Source organism: Massilia sp. X63 (assembly GCF_041023745.1).
Classification (GTDB): Bacteria; Pseudomonadota; Gammaproteobacteria; order Burkholderiales; family Burkholderiaceae_D; genus Telluria.
Map to the genome: position 1 here is coordinate 26,872 of NZ_JBFTEF010000004.1, position 15,535 is coordinate 42,406.

The 15,535-nt window shown below is 67.3% G+C and carries 18 protein-coding genes; 11 read left to right on the forward strand and 7 right to left on the reverse strand.

The window, feature by feature from the left end; translation table 11 throughout:
* Nucleotides 1-29: 29 nt before the first annotated feature.
* From AB3347_RS09455 to AB3347_RS09465, 3 genes are all read left to right on the forward strand, one after another.
* Nucleotides 30-2,117: a 3-hydroxyacyl-CoA dehydrogenase NAD-binding domain-containing protein gene (locus AB3347_RS09455; RefSeq protein WP_369091535.1), complete on the forward strand. Its 2,088-nt coding sequence runs from the start codon at nt 30-32 to the stop codon at nt 2,115-2,117.
* 8 nt (nt 2,118-2,125) lie between these two features.
* Nucleotides 2,126-2,695: a DUF2939 domain-containing protein gene (locus AB3347_RS09460; protein WP_369091536.1), complete on the forward strand. Its 570-nt coding sequence runs from the start codon at nt 2,126-2,128 to the stop codon at nt 2,693-2,695.
* A 65-nt stretch (nt 2,696-2,760) separates the two neighbouring features.
* Entirely contained in the window at nt 2,761-3,015 is a 255-nt protein-coding gene (locus AB3347_RS09465) for a hypothetical protein (RefSeq protein ID WP_369091537.1), read from the forward strand.
* A 65-nt stretch (nt 3,016-3,080) separates the two neighbouring features.
* Here AB3347_RS09465 and AB3347_RS09470 read toward each other — a convergent pair whose 3' ends face one another.
* Nucleotides 3,081-4,781: an MFS transporter gene (locus AB3347_RS09470; RefSeq protein ID WP_369091538.1), complete on the reverse strand. Its 1,701-nt coding sequence runs from the start codon at nt 4,779-4,781 to the stop codon at nt 3,081-3,083.
* 322 nt (nt 4,782-5,103) lie between these two features.
* On the opposite strand from AB3347_RS09470, the gene AB3347_RS09475 reads away from it, so the two are divergent.
* Genes AB3347_RS09475 through AB3347_RS09485 form a run of 3 tightly spaced genes read left to right on the forward strand, consistent with a single transcriptional unit; the run spans nt 5,104 to nt 7,157 of the window.
* Nucleotides 5,104-5,406 carry a Dabb family protein gene (locus AB3347_RS09475; RefSeq protein WP_369091539.1) on the forward strand — a complete coding sequence of 101 codons (303 nt, stop codon included), beginning with the start codon at nt 5,104-5,106 and terminating at the stop codon, nt 5,404-5,406.
* A gap of 15 nt (nt 5,407-5,421) precedes the next feature.
* Nucleotides 5,422-6,204 (forward strand): SDR family oxidoreductase, encoded by a 783-nt coding sequence (locus tag AB3347_RS09480; RefSeq protein ID WP_369091540.1) that lies wholly within the window; start codon nt 5,422-5,424, stop codon nt 6,202-6,204.
* A gap of 44 nt (nt 6,205-6,248) precedes the next feature.
* Nucleotides 6,249-7,157: an SDR family oxidoreductase gene (locus AB3347_RS09485; RefSeq protein WP_369091541.1), complete on the forward strand. Its 909-nt coding sequence runs from the start codon at nt 6,249-6,251 to the stop codon at nt 7,155-7,157.
* Nucleotides 7,158-7,242: 85 nt separating this feature from the next.
* On the opposite strand, the gene AB3347_RS09490 is transcribed toward AB3347_RS09485, so the two are convergent.
* The 6 genes from AB3347_RS09490 to AB3347_RS09515 form a co-directional block, all read right to left on the reverse strand.
* Nucleotides 7,243-7,401 carry a hypothetical protein gene (locus AB3347_RS09490; protein ID WP_369091542.1) on the reverse strand — a complete coding sequence of 53 codons (159 nt, stop codon included), beginning with the start codon at nt 7,399-7,401 and terminating at the stop codon, nt 7,243-7,245.
* 98 nt (nt 7,402-7,499) lie between these two features.
* On the reverse strand, nt 7,500-8,633 hold the full coding sequence (locus AB3347_RS09495; protein WP_369091543.1) for a class I SAM-dependent methyltransferase: 1,134 nt from the start codon (nt 8,631-8,633) through the stop codon (nt 7,500-7,502).
* A 25-nt stretch (nt 8,634-8,658) separates the two neighbouring features.
* Complete coding sequence (locus AB3347_RS09500; protein ID WP_369091544.1) at nt 8,659-9,483, reverse strand: phytanoyl-CoA dioxygenase family protein; 825 nt, start codon at nt 9,481-9,483, stop codon at nt 8,659-8,661.
* A gap of 188 nt (nt 9,484-9,671) precedes the next feature.
* On the reverse strand, nt 9,672-10,421 hold the full coding sequence (locus AB3347_RS09505) for an NRDE family protein (protein ID WP_369091545.1): 750 nt from the start codon (nt 10,419-10,421) through the stop codon (nt 9,672-9,674).
* Nucleotides 10,412-10,690 (reverse strand): DUF4936 family protein, encoded by a 279-nt coding sequence (locus tag AB3347_RS09510; protein ID WP_369091546.1) that lies wholly within the window; start codon nt 10,688-10,690, stop codon nt 10,412-10,414. The genes AB3347_RS09505 and AB3347_RS09510 overlap by 10 nt, the downstream gene beginning before the upstream one ends.
* A gap of 1 nt (nt 10,691) precedes the next feature.
* Nucleotides 10,692-11,762: a folate-binding protein YgfZ gene (locus AB3347_RS09515; protein ID WP_369091547.1), complete on the reverse strand. Its 1,071-nt coding sequence runs from the start codon at nt 11,760-11,762 to the stop codon at nt 10,692-10,694.
* 134 nt (nt 11,763-11,896) lie between these two features.
* Here AB3347_RS09515 and mltG point away from each other — a divergent pair, with 134 nt between their 5' ends.
* From mltG to AB3347_RS09540, 5 genes are read left to right on the forward strand one after another with little or no spacing between them, the layout of a single operon-like run.
* Nucleotides 11,897-12,895: an endolytic transglycosylase MltG gene (gene mltG, locus AB3347_RS09520; RefSeq protein ID WP_369091548.1), complete on the forward strand. Its 999-nt coding sequence runs from the start codon at nt 11,897-11,899 to the stop codon at nt 12,893-12,895.
* On the forward strand, nt 12,892-13,521 hold the full coding sequence (gene tmk / locus AB3347_RS09525) for a dTMP kinase (RefSeq protein WP_369091549.1): 630 nt from the start codon (nt 12,892-12,894) through the stop codon (nt 13,519-13,521). The genes mltG and tmk overlap by 4 nt, the downstream gene beginning before the upstream one ends.
* On the forward strand, nt 13,512-14,555 hold the full coding sequence (locus tag AB3347_RS09530; RefSeq protein ID WP_369091917.1) for a DNA polymerase III subunit delta': 1,044 nt from the start codon (nt 13,512-13,514) through the stop codon (nt 14,553-14,555). The genes tmk and AB3347_RS09530 overlap by 10 nt, the downstream gene beginning before the upstream one ends.
* Before the next feature lie 10 nt (nt 14,556-14,565).
* Nucleotides 14,566-14,943 carry a PilZ domain-containing protein gene (locus AB3347_RS09535; RefSeq protein WP_369091550.1) on the forward strand — a complete coding sequence of 126 codons (378 nt, stop codon included), beginning with the start codon at nt 14,566-14,568 and terminating at the stop codon, nt 14,941-14,943.
* Between the two features lie 45 nt (nt 14,944-14,988).
* Nucleotides 14,989-15,507, forward strand: a complete 519-nt coding sequence (locus AB3347_RS09540; protein WP_369091551.1) for an N-acetyltransferase family protein — start codon at nt 14,989-14,991, stop codon at nt 15,505-15,507.
* Nucleotides 15,508-15,535 lie beyond the last annotated feature (28 nt).

A 15,535-nucleotide genomic window follows, 5' to 3' on the forward strand; every position in this document is an offset into this window, starting at 1 on the left:
ACGAGACGAACAAAGGAGAAGCAAGAGACATGAGCGCCGACTACACCGTCCAGGGCAGCGTTGCCGTAGTGACCCTCAATAACCCGCCGGTCAACGGCCTCGGGCTGGCCACGCGCAGCGCCGCGGTGGACGCGATCCGCCGTGCGGAAAGCGACGCTGCGGTCAAGGCCATCGTCCTCACCGGCGCCGGCAAGGCCTTCTCGGGCGGCGCCGACATCCGCGAATTCAATTCGCCCAAGGCGCTCACCGAACCGACCCTGCACAGCCTGATCCGCGTGGTGGAAGACTGCAGCAAGCCGGTGGTGGCGGCGATCCACAGCGTCGCCATGGGCGGCGGCCTGGAGCTGGCGCTGGGCTGCCACTACCGCGTCGCGCTGCCGGGCGCCCAGATCGCGCTGCCGGAAGTCAAGCTGGGCCTGCTGCCCGGCGCCGGCGGCACCCAGCGCATGCCGCGCGTGGTCGGCCTCGAGATGGCCCTGAACATGGTGGTCTCGGGCACCCCGGTGCCGTCCGAGAAGCTGGCCGGCACCGGGCTGTTCGACGCCGTGTTCCCGGCCGGCACCGAGCTGCTTGCGGCCGCCATCGCCTTCGCCAATCAGGTCGCCGACCTGCGTCCGCTGCCGAAGGTGCGCGACCGCCAGGTCGAGTATCCGGACCCGCAAGCCTTCATCGCGTCGGCGCGCGCGTCGGTCAAGGCTGCGGCCGGCCCCTTCCCGGCGCCGCTGGCCTGCGTCGAGACGGTGGCCGCCGCGGCCACCATGCCCTTCGAGGACGGCCTGAAGTTCGAGCGCGAGTGCTTCCTGCAACTGATGCAGACGCCGGAATCGAAGGCGCTGCGCCACGCCTTCATGGCCGAGCGTGCGGCGGGCAAGGTGCCGGACGTGCCCGCCGACACCCCGGTGCGCCGGATCGAGCGCGCGGCCGTGGTGGGCGCCGGCACGATGGGCGGCGGCATCGCCATGAACTTCGCCAACGCCGGCATGCCGGTGACGATCCTGGAAACCAGGCAGGAAGCGCTGGACAAGGGCCTGGCGACGATCCGCAAGAACTACGAGAACAGCGTCAAGAAGGGCAAACTGACTGCCGAGAAGTGCGCGCAGCGCATCCAGCTGATCACGGGCACGCTCGACTATGCCGACATTGCCGACGCCGACATCGTGATCGAAGCCGTGTTCGAGGACATGGGCGTGAAGGAGGCGGTGTTCCGCCAGCTCGACGGCGTGGTGAAGCCGGGCGCGATCCTGGCCTCCAACACCTCGACCCTGAACCTGGACCGGATCGCCGCCTTCACCGCGCGCCCGCAGGACGTGATCGGCCTGCACTTCTTCAGCCCGGCCAACGTGATGAAGCTGCTGGAGATCGTGCGCGGCAAGGACACCGGCAAGGACGTGCTGGCCACCGCGCTGGCGCTGTCCAAGAAGATCAGGAAGACCGGCGTGGTGTCGGGCGTGTGCGACGGTTTCATCGGCAACCGCATGCTGGAACAATACCTGCGCCAGGCCTTCTTCCTGCTCGACGAAGGCGCGCTGCCGGAGCAGGTCGACGGCGCGATCGAGCGCTTCGGTTTCGCGATGGGCCCGTTCCGCATGAGCGACCTGGCCGGCAACGACATCGGCTGGGCCATCCGCAAGCGCCGCGCCGTCGAGTCGCCGCACATCGCCTACTCGAAGACCGCCGACCTGCTGTGCGAACAGGGCCGCTTCGGCCAGAAGACCGGGGCCGGCTGGTACGACTACCAGCCGGGCGACCGCACGGCCCATCCCTCGCAGCTGGTCCAGGACATGATCGTCCGCCATTCGCAGGACATCGGCTTGGCGCGCCGCGCCATCGACGACGCCGAGATCGTCGAGCGCCTGGTGTACGCGCTGGTGAACGAAGGTGCGAAGATCCTCGACGAGGGCATCGCGCTGCGCGCTTCGGACATCGACATGGTGTACCTGACCGGCTACGGCTTCCCGCTGCACCGCGGCGGCCCGATGTTCTACGCGGACGCGGTCGGCCTGGAAAACGTGCTGGCGGCGATCCGCAAGTTCGCGCAAGGCCGCCACGGCGAGGCCTGGACCCCGGCGACGCTGCTGGAGCGCCTGGCCACCGAGGGCAAGGGCTTCAACGCGTGAGCGGCGCCATGCAATCGCGCCGCATCCTGCTGGCTGGGGCAGCCGTGGTCGGCATCGTCGCCCTGACGGGTTACGCCAGCCCGTACTGGCGCCTGCACCAGTTGCAGTCGGCGGTGGCCGAGCGCGACGCCGGGAAGATTTTCAGCCTGGTCGATTTTCCTGCGCTGCGCGCCAGCGTCAAGCTGCAGCTGATGGAGCAGCTCGGGGCCGGCGGCCTGGCCGGGGCCGCCCGCGACAATCCCTTCGCCGCCTTCGGCCAGACCATGGCGATGGCCGCGATCGATCCGATCGTGGACGCGGTGGTGTCGCCCGCGGGCGTCAGCGCCATGCTGGAAGCGGGCGAGCTGCGGGTCCGGCGCGGTTCCGGCGACGGGCAGGATGGGCCATCGGCCCCGCCGGCGCAACAGGCGGACACAGATGAACAGCCGCGCTACGCGCTGTCGTACCGCAGCTGGGACCGGGTGGCGGTGGCGAAGGAGGGCGGCGACGGCGGCGCCTTCATCCTGTACCGTCATGGACTGTGGGGCTGGAAGCTGGGCGGCATCGAATTGCCGCGCCGGGCCCCGTCGGCCGGGTGAGTTTCCGCGTGTTTTCCGGCTTCGCGCGCTGCTAAGATGGCGTTTTTTTGCGCACGGGAGAGAGCATGTCGAATCTGGAAAGCAAATGGTGGTTCGTTGCCACGGTCAGTGGCGTCAGCGCATTCGCTGCGCGATTCGTGCTCGAGATGGCCGGTATTCCTTCTCCGTCCGGCTGGGCGCAATGGACGCTGTTTTTCTTCTGCCTGCTCGGCTTCTGGCGCTGCCTGTCCTTCCTGGCCTGGGGCGCGCTGCTCCTGATGGCGCCGACCAACCCCCTGCTGGACAAGCCGGGCGCCCGGCCGCCGCGCCGCGCATCCTGAGCGTTCTCACCGCATAAAAAAATGCCGCTGTCGCCAGCGGCATTTTTTATTGGCGCAAGCCGTGCTCAGTCGTGCGCGTAGATGTTGGTGTCCTTGGTCTCGCGGATGAACAGGCCGCCGATGATGACGGTTGCCAGCGCGATGACGATCGGATACCACAGGCCGTAGTAGATGTCGCCTTTCAGGGCCACCAGGGCGAAGGTGACGGTCGGCAGCATGCCGCCGAACCAGCCATTGCCGATGTGGTAGGGCAGGGACATCGAGGTGTAGCGGATGCGGGTCGGGAACATCTCGACCAGCATGGCCGCGATCGGGCCGTACACCATGGTCACGTAGAGCACCAGGACGAACAGCAGCAGCACCAGCATCGGCTTGTTAATGGCGGCCGGGTCGGCCTTGGCCGGATAGCCGGCGCTGGCCAGGGCGCCGGTTACCTGCTTCTTGAGCGCGTCTTCCTGGGCCTTGGACGCCGGGTCGAAGTTCAGGTTATCCGGCGTCATGGTGGCGTTGAACGACTGGTAGGTGGCGTCGCCGACCTTGACCGCGGCCACCGTGCCGGCCGGGGCTTCCTGGATGGTGTAGCTCACCGAGGCTGCGGTCAGCATGCGGGTGGCGATGTCGCAGGAGGACGGGAATTTCTTGGTGCCGGTCGGGTCGACCTGGAAGTGGCAGGTGGCCGGGTCCGCCACCACCACCACCGGCGAGCTCTGGATGGCGCGTTCGAGGGCCGGATTGCCGTAGTGGGTGATCGCCTTGAAGATCGGGAAGTAGGTCGCCGCGGCCAGGATGCAGCCGCCCAGGATGATCCACTTGCGGCCGATCCGGTCGGACAGCGAACCGAAGATGATGAAGAAGGGCGTGGCCAGGGCCAGGGCGATCATGATCAGGATGTTCGCGGTCGGCTCGTCGATCTTCAGGGTCTTGGTCAGGAAGAACAGGGCGTAGAACTGGCCGGTGTACCAGACCACCGCCTGGCCCATGGTCAGGCCGGCCAGCGCCAGGAAGGCGACCTTGGCGTTCTTCGGCTTCAGGAAGGCTTCCGACAGCGGCGCCTTCGAGGTCTTGCCTTCGGCCTTCATCTTGGCGAAGGCCGGCGACTCGGCCATCGACATCCGGATCCAGACCGACACGCCCAGCAGGATCACCGAGACCAGGAAGGGAATACGCCAGCCCCAGGCCTGAAACTGTTCCTCGCCCATGGCGGTGCGGGTGCCCAGGATGACCAGCAGCGACAGGAACAGGCCGATGGTGGCGGTGGTCTGGATGTAGGAAGTGAACAGGCCGCGCTTGCCGTGCGGCGCGTGCTCGGCCACGTAGGTGGCGGCGCCGCCGTATTCGCCGCCCAGGGCCAGGCCCTGCAGGATGCGCAGGCTGACCAGGATGATCGGCGCCGCGATCCCGATCGTCGCGTGGCTCGGCAGCAGGCCGACCAGGAAGGTCGAGGCGCCCATGATCAGGATGGTCACCAGGAAGGTGTACTTGCGGCCGATCATGTCGCCCAGGCGGCCGAACACCAGCGCGCCGAAGGGACGCACGATGAAGCCGGCCGCGAAGGCCATCAGGGCGAAGATGAAGGTGGTGGTGGGGTCGCCGATGAAGAACTGCTTGGCGATGATGGTGGCGAGCGATCCGTACAGGTAGAAGTCGTACCATTCGAATACCGTGCCGAGCGAAGAAGCGAAGATGACTTTCCGTTCTTCCTTGGTGAGTCCGGAGGAGGGGGCTGCAGCGCTCCCTCCGGCGGCCATGCCGGGTGTGATTGCCATGTGTGTCTCCGTATAGTTTTATGTGACCGGAATTGCTGATTGTTTGTCAGCTGTCGCGGAGTGTGTTCCGGTTTCCTTACACGATAATTACTCGAAACTTACACGAGACTTACAGATGAGCTGTGCAATTGCGGCAATAATCCGGGTTCGGGCATGTTTACGCTCCCGGGCCGGCATGCTGCGGCGCGCCATTCGACTTGTCTAAATATTTACGAACGACCGTACTTATCGTGCTATGCTCAAATGGCTGCGCGCGCGGTGGGCCAGCGGTCGCGCCGGGACAGGCGCCGCAGTCGTTCGACGTCGTTGAAAGGATTGAGGAATGATCAAGCATATCGTGATGTGGAAGTTGAAGGACCAGGCCGAGGGCGCCGACAAGCTCGCCAACGCGCGCGAGTTGAAGCGCCGCCTGGACGCCTGCGCGGCCATCGTGCCGGGACAGCTGAAGTTCGAGGTGATGCTGGCCCAGCCGGGCCTGGAGGCGACCTACGACGTGGTGCTGTACTCCGAGTTCGCGGACCGCGCCGCGCTGCAGGCCTACATCGAGCACCCGACCCACAAGGCGGTGGTGCCCTTCATCGGGGCGGTGCGCGAAGGCAGGCAGTGCATGGACTACGAAATCTGATCACGGAGGCACGGCATGCGCACCACCCAGGAACTCTTTTCCCTCAAGGATAAAACCGCCATCGTCACCGGCGGCTCGCGCGGCCTCGGCCTGCAGATGGCCGAAGCCCTCGGCGAGCAGGGCGCGCGCGTCCTGATCTCGGCCCGCAAGCAGGACGAACTCGACGCCGCCGTCGCGCATTTGCAGGAGCGCGGCATCGACGCCAGCGCGATCGCCGCCGACCTCGCCGACGAGGGCGCGGTGCAGGCCTTCGTGCAGGAGGCGATCGCCCGCCTCGGCCACGTTGACATCCTGGTCAACAACGCCGGCGCCAGCTGGGGCGCGCCGGCCGAGGACTACCCGCTCGAGGCCTGGGACAAGGTGATGGACCTGAACGTGCGCAGCATTTTCCTGGTCACCCAGGCGGTCGCCAAACTGTCCATGATCCCGCGCCGCTACGGGCGCATCATCAGCATCTCGTCGATCGCCGGCCTGGCCGGCAATCCGCCCGGCACCATGCAGACCATCGCCTACAACACCTCGAAGGGCGCGGTGGTGAACTTCACCCGTGCGCTGGCCGGCGAATGGGGCCGCTATGGTATTACCGTGAACTCGATCGCGCCGGGCTTCTTCCCGTCCAGGATGACCAAGGGCGTGCTGGCCGCGTTCGGGGCCGAGAACCTGGCCAAGGATGCGCCGCTGAACCGCCTGGGCGACGACGAGGACCTGAAGGGTGCGGTGGTGCTGTTCGCTTCCGATGCCGGCAAGCACATCACGGGGCAGACGCTGGCGGTCGACGGCGGCGTGTCGGCAGTTTAAGCGCGGTCCGGGCGGCCCGCGCGCTGCAAGGGGAAGGGGAGAACATGAAGGATTTTCGCGGCAAGGTCGCCGTCATCACCGGCGCCGCCAGCGGCCTGGGGCGCGAGTTCGCCAACACGGCGGCAAGCCTGGGCATGAAGCTGGTGCTGGCCGACATCCAGCCCAAGGCGCTCGAGCACGCCGCCGAGGAACTGCTGGCGCAGGGCGCCGAAGTGCTGGCCATGGTATGCGACGTCAGCAAGGGCGCGCACGTGCAGGAACTGGCCGATGCCGCGATCGCGCGCTTCGGATCCGTGCACCTGGTGTTCAACAATGCCGGCGTCGGCAGCGGCGGCCTGGTGTGGGAGAACTCGGAGCAGGACTGGGAATGGGTGCTGGGCGTGAACCTGTGGGGCGTGATCCACGGCGTGCGCGTGTTCACCCGCGTGATGCTCGACTGCGCCCGGCGCGACGCCGACTTCCAGGGCCACATCGTCAACACCGCCTCGATGGCGGGCTTGCTGGCGCCGCCGGCGATGGGCGTCTACAACGTCTCGAAACACGCGGTGGTGGCGCTCACCGAGACCCTGCACCACGACCTCGGGCTGGTCGATGCGCCGATCGCGACCTCGGTGCTGTGCCCCTATTTCGTGCCGACCGGGATCGCCCATTCCGAACGCAACCGTCCGGACGAACTGGCCAGCCACGAGCGCCGTACGCCCAGCCAGATGGCGGCGCAGATGCTGACCGAGAAGGCGGTCGAGTCGGGCAAGCTGACGGCCGCCGACGTGGCCCGCATCGCCTTCGACGGCATCCGCGACGGGCGCTTCTACATCTATTCGCATCCGCAGATGCTGGGAACGGTCGAGGAACGCTTCGCGGCGATTGTACAGGGGCGGCCGCCGGCCGATCCGTATGCGGCGACCCCGCAGATCACCGAGATGCTGCGCGCGGGCGTCAAGGGCAGGCGCTGAACCGTCGTCCCGGCGCTGGCCGGGATCCGTTCCTGTGCGCCCCCTGCAGGGTCATGATGCTCTTGTTCAAGGTGTACTCGCCGTTTCACAGTCCGCTCGGGCTGGCCGGCACAGGCAGCTGGATCGGCCAGCGCACTGCCTTCAGCGTACTGGTGTTGGGCTTGGCGAAGCGCACCGAGATCGTGGGCGCAAGCGGCGGCTGCCAGCAGGGCGGCCACGGCCGGGCCTTCAGTGAGATAGTCATGCCTTGTTCCGTTATGGGGGGGGCCATAAGGAAACGATAAGGGCGCGCCAGGCCGCCGATATGGCGGGCAAATGTCATTACCCCACCAAAGGGGCGGTTCAGCCGGCGATGGCGAAGAACTCGGCGCCGGGCAGCAATTGCTCGGCCTTGGCCTTGATCACCTTCTGCACTGCGGAATAGGTGGAGCCGCACACGACCAGCGTGCGCGCAGCCCCGTCCGCGGATGGGGCGGCGCCCGGCTCGCGGCGCACCGGTATACCCATGAAGTCGGGCTGCGGGAAGCGCGTGTCGAAGATGCCGGCCACCCGGCCGCGCGCGTCGCCGAGATCGGCCAGCGCCTGCGCCATGAAGGCCGACAGGCCCCAGACCCAGACCTGTCGTTCGGGTCCGGCGTCGAGGATCTTCTGCTTCAGGCGGCCGACGACGTCGGCAAAATGTTCCCGGTAGTCGAGCACCGCATTGTGGCCCGCGGGCCGCGGGGTGCACAGTGCGCGCAGCGCCGGCATGCTCGGCGCGGCCTGGGTCTCGAAGGCCAGGATCTCGAAGCCGACGTCCTGCAGCAGCTTCAGGAGCGAGCGCGAGGTGAAGTAGTGGAGGTGCTCGAGGTGGTTCAGCGAGAAGCGCAGCGTCGACGGCGCATGCCTGCTGCCGAAGTCGGGCACCTCGATGAAGATGACGCTGTCCTGGAACTTGCCGAGTTCGCGCAGCAGCACCGCCGGATCGAGCAGGTGCTCGATCACGTGCGAGAGCAGGAACAGGTTCTTCCGGTCCGCGCGCGCGTCGAACAGTTCCGGGATGCGCGCCGCATCGGCATTGAAGTCGAGGGCGACGAAGTCGAGCGAGGCGGCGGCGACGCGGTCGACGAAATCGACCACCGTCGCGCGCGCCTTGCCGGTGGCCCGGCGCGCCTGTTCGGCCAGCTCGCCGGGGCCGCCGCCGAATTCCACCACCTGTCCGCTGATGCTGGACAGGTCGAGTTGCCGGGCGACGAAGGGGAAGCGCATGTCGCCGTTCACGTACTCGGTCGGCAGTGCGACGTTCGAGTTGTACAGCAGCGCCAGCGGCACGTCGTGCTGCAGCCAGCCGTGGCCGCAGGCCGGGCAGACGTGCTGCTGCACGCTCGCGCCGGGATGCAGCAGTTGCGCCTGCATGTCGCAGAACGGGTTGGTGGCGCGCGCCATGGCGGCGCCGCAGATCGGGCAGCCGACGGCGCCCGTGGTAGTCGATGACATGCTGTTTCCTCGGTGCTGGCCTGGCTTATTGCGCATTCGGCTGGGCGCCGGCCGGCGCCGCCGTCTGTGCCGCGCGCTCTTGTTCGTACTTGATCAGCTTGTGGATGCGCGAGTTGACGAAGTAGCGGATGTGGTTCTGGGTGGAGTAGAACACGTCGGTCTGCCACTCGCCGCAGATGAGTTCCTTGCCGGTCGGGTCGTCCGCCGGCTGGAAGATGGTATCGGCCACGATGCGGTGCAGGCCCGAGGTATTCGGCCCCGACTGGTGCCAGAGCGAGCTGTTCATCAGCACGAAGTCGCCCGGCGCCAGTTCCGGCGTGATGGTCGGCCATTTGATGTCGAAACTGTCCGGATTGATTTCCCCGGCGTCGCCCAGCACGCCGAGCTTGTGCGAGCCCACGTGGAAGGTCAGCGCGCCGTTGGCGGCATTCGCGGCGCTCAGCGGCGTGAAAATGCTGCACTTGTTCAGGTTGCCGAGGTGGTAACAGCTGTCCTGGTGCAGGAACACCGGGGCGGTGCTGAAGTCGTCCTTGATGACGAAGCGATGGTTGTACAGCGCCACGTGTTCGCCGAACACCTGTTTCAGGACGGCGGCGAAGGCCGGCTCGCGGTACATGTGGGCCAACAGCGGCGGCAGCATCTCGGTCAGGGCCACCGGGTTGGCGCGGTTCACCTGGCGCCCGCCGCGCAGTTCGGCATCGTAGAACCGTTCCCATTCGTCCCGCCACGCCCGCACGACGTGCTGCGGAATCGCGTTGCGCACCACGAAGACGCCGGCCTTGCGGAACACGTCGGGATCGAATGTTTCCGAGTCGAGGGCGGCGATGAGGGCTTGGTAGGAGCTAGACATGTCGATCGATGTTAAGGTCTGCATGATGGGCGCTGGGTGGCCGTTGCGGCTGCGCCCGGGCGAAGACGCACCCCGCGCAGGCGGAATATTGCCGTACGTTAATTATGCAGGGATTTTACACCGATCGGTCGCCGGAGGTCAGGCCGAAATACGCTGCTGTTCGGCCCTTGTGCAGGGATGGCGCCGCTTCACGCCTGCGGCTGCACCACCCGTTCGTGCAGTTCCGGCGGCGCCTCGCGGTACAGCTTGACGACCGTCGAGGTGCGGGTGCCGTAGCCTTCCATCTCGATGCAGACCGGCGACAGCATGCGCTCGACCTCGATCGGCATGCCGGTTTCCGGCAGGCGCAGGTCGGGTGCGCGGGTGGTGTCGGCCAGCATCTCGAAGTAGGCGTCTTCCGGCGCGCCCTGGCACAGCAGGCTCGCGAACTGGGCCTTGGTGCGCAGCACCTTGGGCCAGGGGGCGTCCAGCAGGCCGTTCGAGATGCCGTAGATGCGGCCCGGTTCGAGCGGCTTGCCGTTGCGCGGATCCTCGAGTCCGCGGTTCGAGTACCAGTACAGGGCGTCGCGGTCGCCCAGCACCAGGTTGTAGCCGTTGTAGACGTCGCCGCGCGCGACCACCTGTTCAAGATAGTCGGCCGCCGACAGGCTGCCGGTGAGGTAGCCGGCCACCAGCTCGCCGCGCGAAGGGGCATTCTCGCGCCGCTCGGCGGGGCCGCGGATATTCGTCAGGGCCGCGAACTTCGGGCCGTTGCCGCCCTCGGTGGTGACGCCCATCCAGCTGCCGCCGCCCTGCAGATCGCGTCCGGCGATCACGTGCGGGTGCTCGGGCCAGGGGCCGGCCGGGGTGGCCGGGCGGTCGTAGAATTCGTCGCGGTTGGCCGCGGCGATGACGGGGACGCCGGGCAGCACCTGCCAGGCAAAAACGATCAGACACATGGGCTCAAGTCCGTGAACACTTCGGACCGGCGCGGTCCCTCGATATGGGTGGCCAGGCCGGCATCCAGCGCGGCCTGCTCGACGACGGCGGCGAAGCCGCCCGGTACGGACGGATAGACTTCCATCCAGGTCTGCAGGCCGTCGCGGGCTTCCGGGCGGCGCTTCAGCTGCGCGGGCAGTCCCAGCTGCGCCTGCATGGCGCGCACCCGGGGAAGCAGCTGGGCGGCGTCGCCGTCGCGCACCTTGTAATAGACGTACAGGTCGATCATCTCAGATGTCGAGTGCGTCGAGGTGGTAGGGCATGTGCTGGAAGCGCAGGGCCGGGCCGCCGGGCGCGCCGTGGCGCACGTCTTCGCCGAGCGCGCCGAGCTTCATCTCGACCAGCAGGTCGGCGCCGCCCAGTCCGTTGGCGGCGGCATTCACCACCATGCCGCAGGGCTGGCCGGGATCGGCCATCGAAAACACCTCGTCGCCGGCGCGGGCGGCCGGGTTGTCGACCGTGGCCAGCGCCGTGCGGCGCTTGAGCTTGCCCAGGTACTGGCTGCGCGCCACGACTTCCTGGCCGGGGTAGCAGCCCTTCTTGAAATTGACGCCGCCCAGCAGTTCCAGGTTCACCATCTGCGGCACGAACTGTTCCTGGGTGGCGGCGCCGATCTGCGGCACGCCGGCGTGGATCGCGGCCAGCTGCCAGGCCTGGTTGCCGCCCAGGGCAAGTTCGCCGGCCAGCCCGGGCAGGGCGGCGGTTGCGGTCTCGGCCGTGGTCAGCCACAGGTAGCGCGGCGCGCCGCAGGCATCGTGCAGGCGGATCACGGTGCCGAAGTCGCCGTCGACTTTGCCGTCGACCGCCTCCGGCAGCGCCGCGACATGGCGGCGCAGTGCGGCCTCGCCGCGGGCGCCGCCCACGCCCAGCACGGCCGCGAACGGGGCCTCGGCGGTGGCGTCGCGCAGCTTGGCCTTGGCGCGCAGCACGAACATCGTCAGGCGCTTCTGCAGCGGCGCCTGGATGGCGCGCGGCAGCTGCAGGTAGACGGTGTCGGGTTCCGCCTGGCTGCTGCGCCACACCAGGAAAGTCGCCTGCAGGCGGCCTTTCGGGGTGCAGTAGCCGGCCAGCCGCGCTTCCTGGCGGCCCAGGTGCTCGACGTCGTTGGTCAGCTGATTGTGCAGGAAACTGGCGGCGTCCGGGCCTTCGGCGGCGATGATGCCGAGATCGGTGACCGCGGCCACGAAGCCCTCGGCCAGTTCGGCGGCGCTCAGGGGGCGGCCGAAGTCTTCCACTTGCGAAGCTTCGTCAATATGGAAGCGGGCGCCGAGCGCGGAAAGGGTATCTGTCCAGTTGAGCATAAATCCAGTTAGTATTATCAATTGAACTTGCAAATAAGCTTTATCATTACGGGCTCATTATAAAGATGTCGGCAAAATCGCGCCGAGGGCGGTCCAATCCACTTTCCAGGCCACGGCGACAACCACAACAACCTATGGCATTCATTAAAAAACTCCTGGTGACCGGCGTGATGGCCTCGGTGGCCGCGGTCGCCGGCTTTTCATGGTGGGCCAAGAACCCGCTCGACACGCAGGGCAAGGTCATCGAGTTCACCATCAACCCGGGCAGCGGCGTCGGCGCCGCCGCCCAGCAGATGGCCAAGGCCGGGGTGCCGGTCAATCCGCAACTGTTCAATATCCTGGCGCGCGTCACCGGCGAGGCTGGCCGCATCAAGGCCGGCAGCTACGAGCTCAAGCCGGATACCTCGCCGCGCCGCCTGCTGACCCAGCTGGTGCGCGGCGAATTCGCCCAGGAAGCCGTGACCATCGTCGAAGGCTGGACCTTCCGGCAGATGCGCGCGGCCCTGGCCGCCCACCAGCGCCTGCGCCACGATACCGTGAAGCTGACGGACGAGGAGCTGATGAAGAAGATCTCGAGCGAGTACACCAAGCCCGAAGGCCTGTTCTTCCCGGATACCTATCTGTTCGCCAAGGGTTCGTCGGAACTGGCGATCTACAAGCAGGCGCACCAGGCCATGCTGAACCACCTGAAGGCGGCCTGGGAGACGCGTGACCCGAGCCTGCCGTACAAGACCCCGTACGAGGCCCTGATCATGGCCTCGATCATCGAAAAGGAAACCGGCCAGAAGAGCGAGCGCAACATGATCGCCGGCGTGTTCGTCAACCGCCTGAAGGTGGGCATGATGCTGCAGACCGACCCGGCGGTGATCTATGGCATGGGCGAGCGCTTCGTCGGCGACATCCGCAAGAAGGACCTGCAGACCGACACCCCGTACAATACCTATACCCGTGCCGGCCTGCCGCCGACCCCGATCTCGCTGCCGGGCGTGCAGTCGCTGGCGGCCGCGCTGGCGCCGGCCAAGACCGAGGCCCTGTATTTCGTCTCGCGCGGCGACGGCACCAGCCAGTTCTCGGACAACCTGAACGACCACAACCGGGCGGTCAACCAGTACCAGCGGCGGATCAACCAATGACGCAAGGCGGTACTGCAGTGAGAAGCAAGTTCATTACCTTCGAAGGCATCGACGGCGCCGGCAAGTCGACCCACATCGGCTTCGTCGCCGATTTCCTGGCGGCGCGCGGCAAGACCGTGGTGTGCTCGCGCGAGCCGGGCGGCACGCCGCTGGGCGAGAAGCTGCGCGACCTGCTGCTGCACGAGAAGATGCACCTGGAAACCGAGGCGCTACTGATGTTCGCCAGCCGCCGCGAGCACCTGGCGCAAGTGATCGAACCGGCCCTGGCCAGGGGCGACTGGGTGCTGTCCGACCGCTTTACCGACGCCAGCTTCGCCTACCAGAGCGGCGGGCGCGGCCTGGACCGGGCCAAGCTCGAAGCGCTGGAGCACTGGGTGCATCCGGACCTGCAGCCGGACCTGACCCTGCTGTTCGACGTGCCGCTCGCGGTGGCGCGCGAGCGCCTGGACGCCACCCGCACGCTCGACAAGTTCGAGCGCGAGCAGGCGGACTTTTTCGAGAAATGCCGCGCCGAGTACCTGCGCCGCGCGGCGCAATTCCCCGAGCGCGTCGTGGTGGTCGATTCGACCCGGACGATTGCCGAGATTCAGGTGCGCCTGGCTGAAGTGTTGGAGAAATTGTTGTGACGATGTACCCCTGGCAGCAAACGGCCTGGACACGCCTGCAGCAGATGCGCGCGCGCCTGCCGCACGCCATCCTGTTCCACGGTCCGGCCGGCATCGGCAAGGCCGACTTCATGGAAACCTTCGCCCAGGCGCTGCTGTGCGAGAACGCGCGGCCCGACGGCCACGCCTGCGGGGCCTGCGCCTCCTGCGGCTGGTTCGCCCAGCACAACCACCCCGACTACCGCCGGGTGCGCCCGGAAGCGCTGGAAGACGAGCCTTCCGCCGAGGGCGAGGACGGTGCGGAATCGTCCACAGCGGCGGCCGGCAAGGCCAAGTCGAGCAAGGCGCCGTCGAAAGAGATCAAGATCGAGCAGGTGCGGGCGCTCGGCGACTTCATGAACATCTCGACCCACCGCCAGGGCCTGCGGGTGGTGGTGCTGTATCCTGCCGAAGCCTTGAACATGCCGGCCTCGAACGCCCTGCTCAAGACCCTGGAAGAGCCGCCGCCCGGGACCGTGTTCCTGCTTGCCTCGAACAGCCTGGACCGCCTGCTGCCGACGATCCTGTCGCGCTGCCGCAAGTTCGCGCTGCCGATGCCGGGCCACGACGAAGCGCTGGCCTGGCTCAAGCAGCAGGGCGTGCCTGACGCCGACAGCTGGCTGCGCGAGCAGGGCGGCGCGCCGCTGGCGGCCCTGGCCGAGGCGGAAGCCGGCAGCCGCGAGGACCTGGAAGCGCTGCTGCACTTCCTGGCCAATCCGGCCGTGGACGGCGCCCTGCGCGCGGCCGAGAAGCTGTCCAAGGCGGCGCTGCCGGCCCTGGTCGCCTGGCAGCAGCGCTGGCTGTACGACGTGTTTTCGATGAAATTGTCTGGCCGGGTGCGCTATTATCCGCGCTACCAGAAGGAGCTCGCCGCCCTGGCGGCGCGGGTGCCGGCCGCCAGGTTGAACCGGGCAGTCAAGGCCGCCACCGAGCGCCGCGCCGTGGCCGACCATCCCTTGTCGGCAAAATTGTTTGTCGAAGACATGTTGCTTGAGTACACTTCATGCTGCGCATGAAAGGAAACCGATGAACGCCACCCCCGCAGAGCAGCAGGCCCCGCAGGCGCCGCGGCCGTCCGTGCTGTCGCTGGCGATCAAGGAAAAGGCCGCGCTGTACGCGGCCTACATGCCCTTCCTGAAGAACGGCGGCATGTTCGTGCCGACCACCAAAGCCTACAAGATCGGCGACGAGATCTACCTGATCCTGTCGCTGATGGACGATCCCAACAAATACCCGATCGCCGGCAAGGTGGCCTGGATCACCCCGGCGGGCGCAAACAACAACAAGGCGCAGGGCATCGGCGTGCATTTCCCGGCCGACGAGGCCGGGCAGCGCGCCAAGCTGCGCATCGAAGAAATCCTCGGCGCCGCGCTGCGCTCGGCGCGCGCCACGCATACCCTCTAGTTCACTTTCTTATCCTTGCCGGCCATCGACCGGCTTTCTACCTTTATGCCGTCCTACGTCCACCGCCTGGCCACGCGCGACGATCTGCCCGTCATCGTCGACATCTACAATTCGACCATCGCCTCGCGCGAAGTCACCGCCGACACCGAACCCATCACCGTCGCCTCGCGCGAAGGCTGGTTCGCCGACCATACGCCGGAGCGGCGCCCGCTGTGGGTGATCCACGCCGCCGACGATACCGCGGCCCAGCCGGAAGTGCTGGGCTGGCTGTCCTACTCGAATTTCTACGGCCGCCCAGCCTACTCGGGCACCGCCGAGGTGTCGATCTACATCGCGGAAAGCGCGCGCGGCCAGGGTATCGGGCGCTATTGCCTGGAACTGGCGATCGCCCACGCGCCGCAGGTGAAGGTGCACACGCTGCTGGGCTTCATCTTCGGCCACAACGCGCCCAGCCTGGCGCTGTTCGGCAAGTATGGCTTCGAGAAGTGGGCGCATTTCCCGCGGGTGGCGAACCTGGACGGGATCGAGCGCGATTTGATCATCCTGGGCAAGCGGGTGGCATAAGGCGCGTTGCGCGCCGCACCGCCCAGTG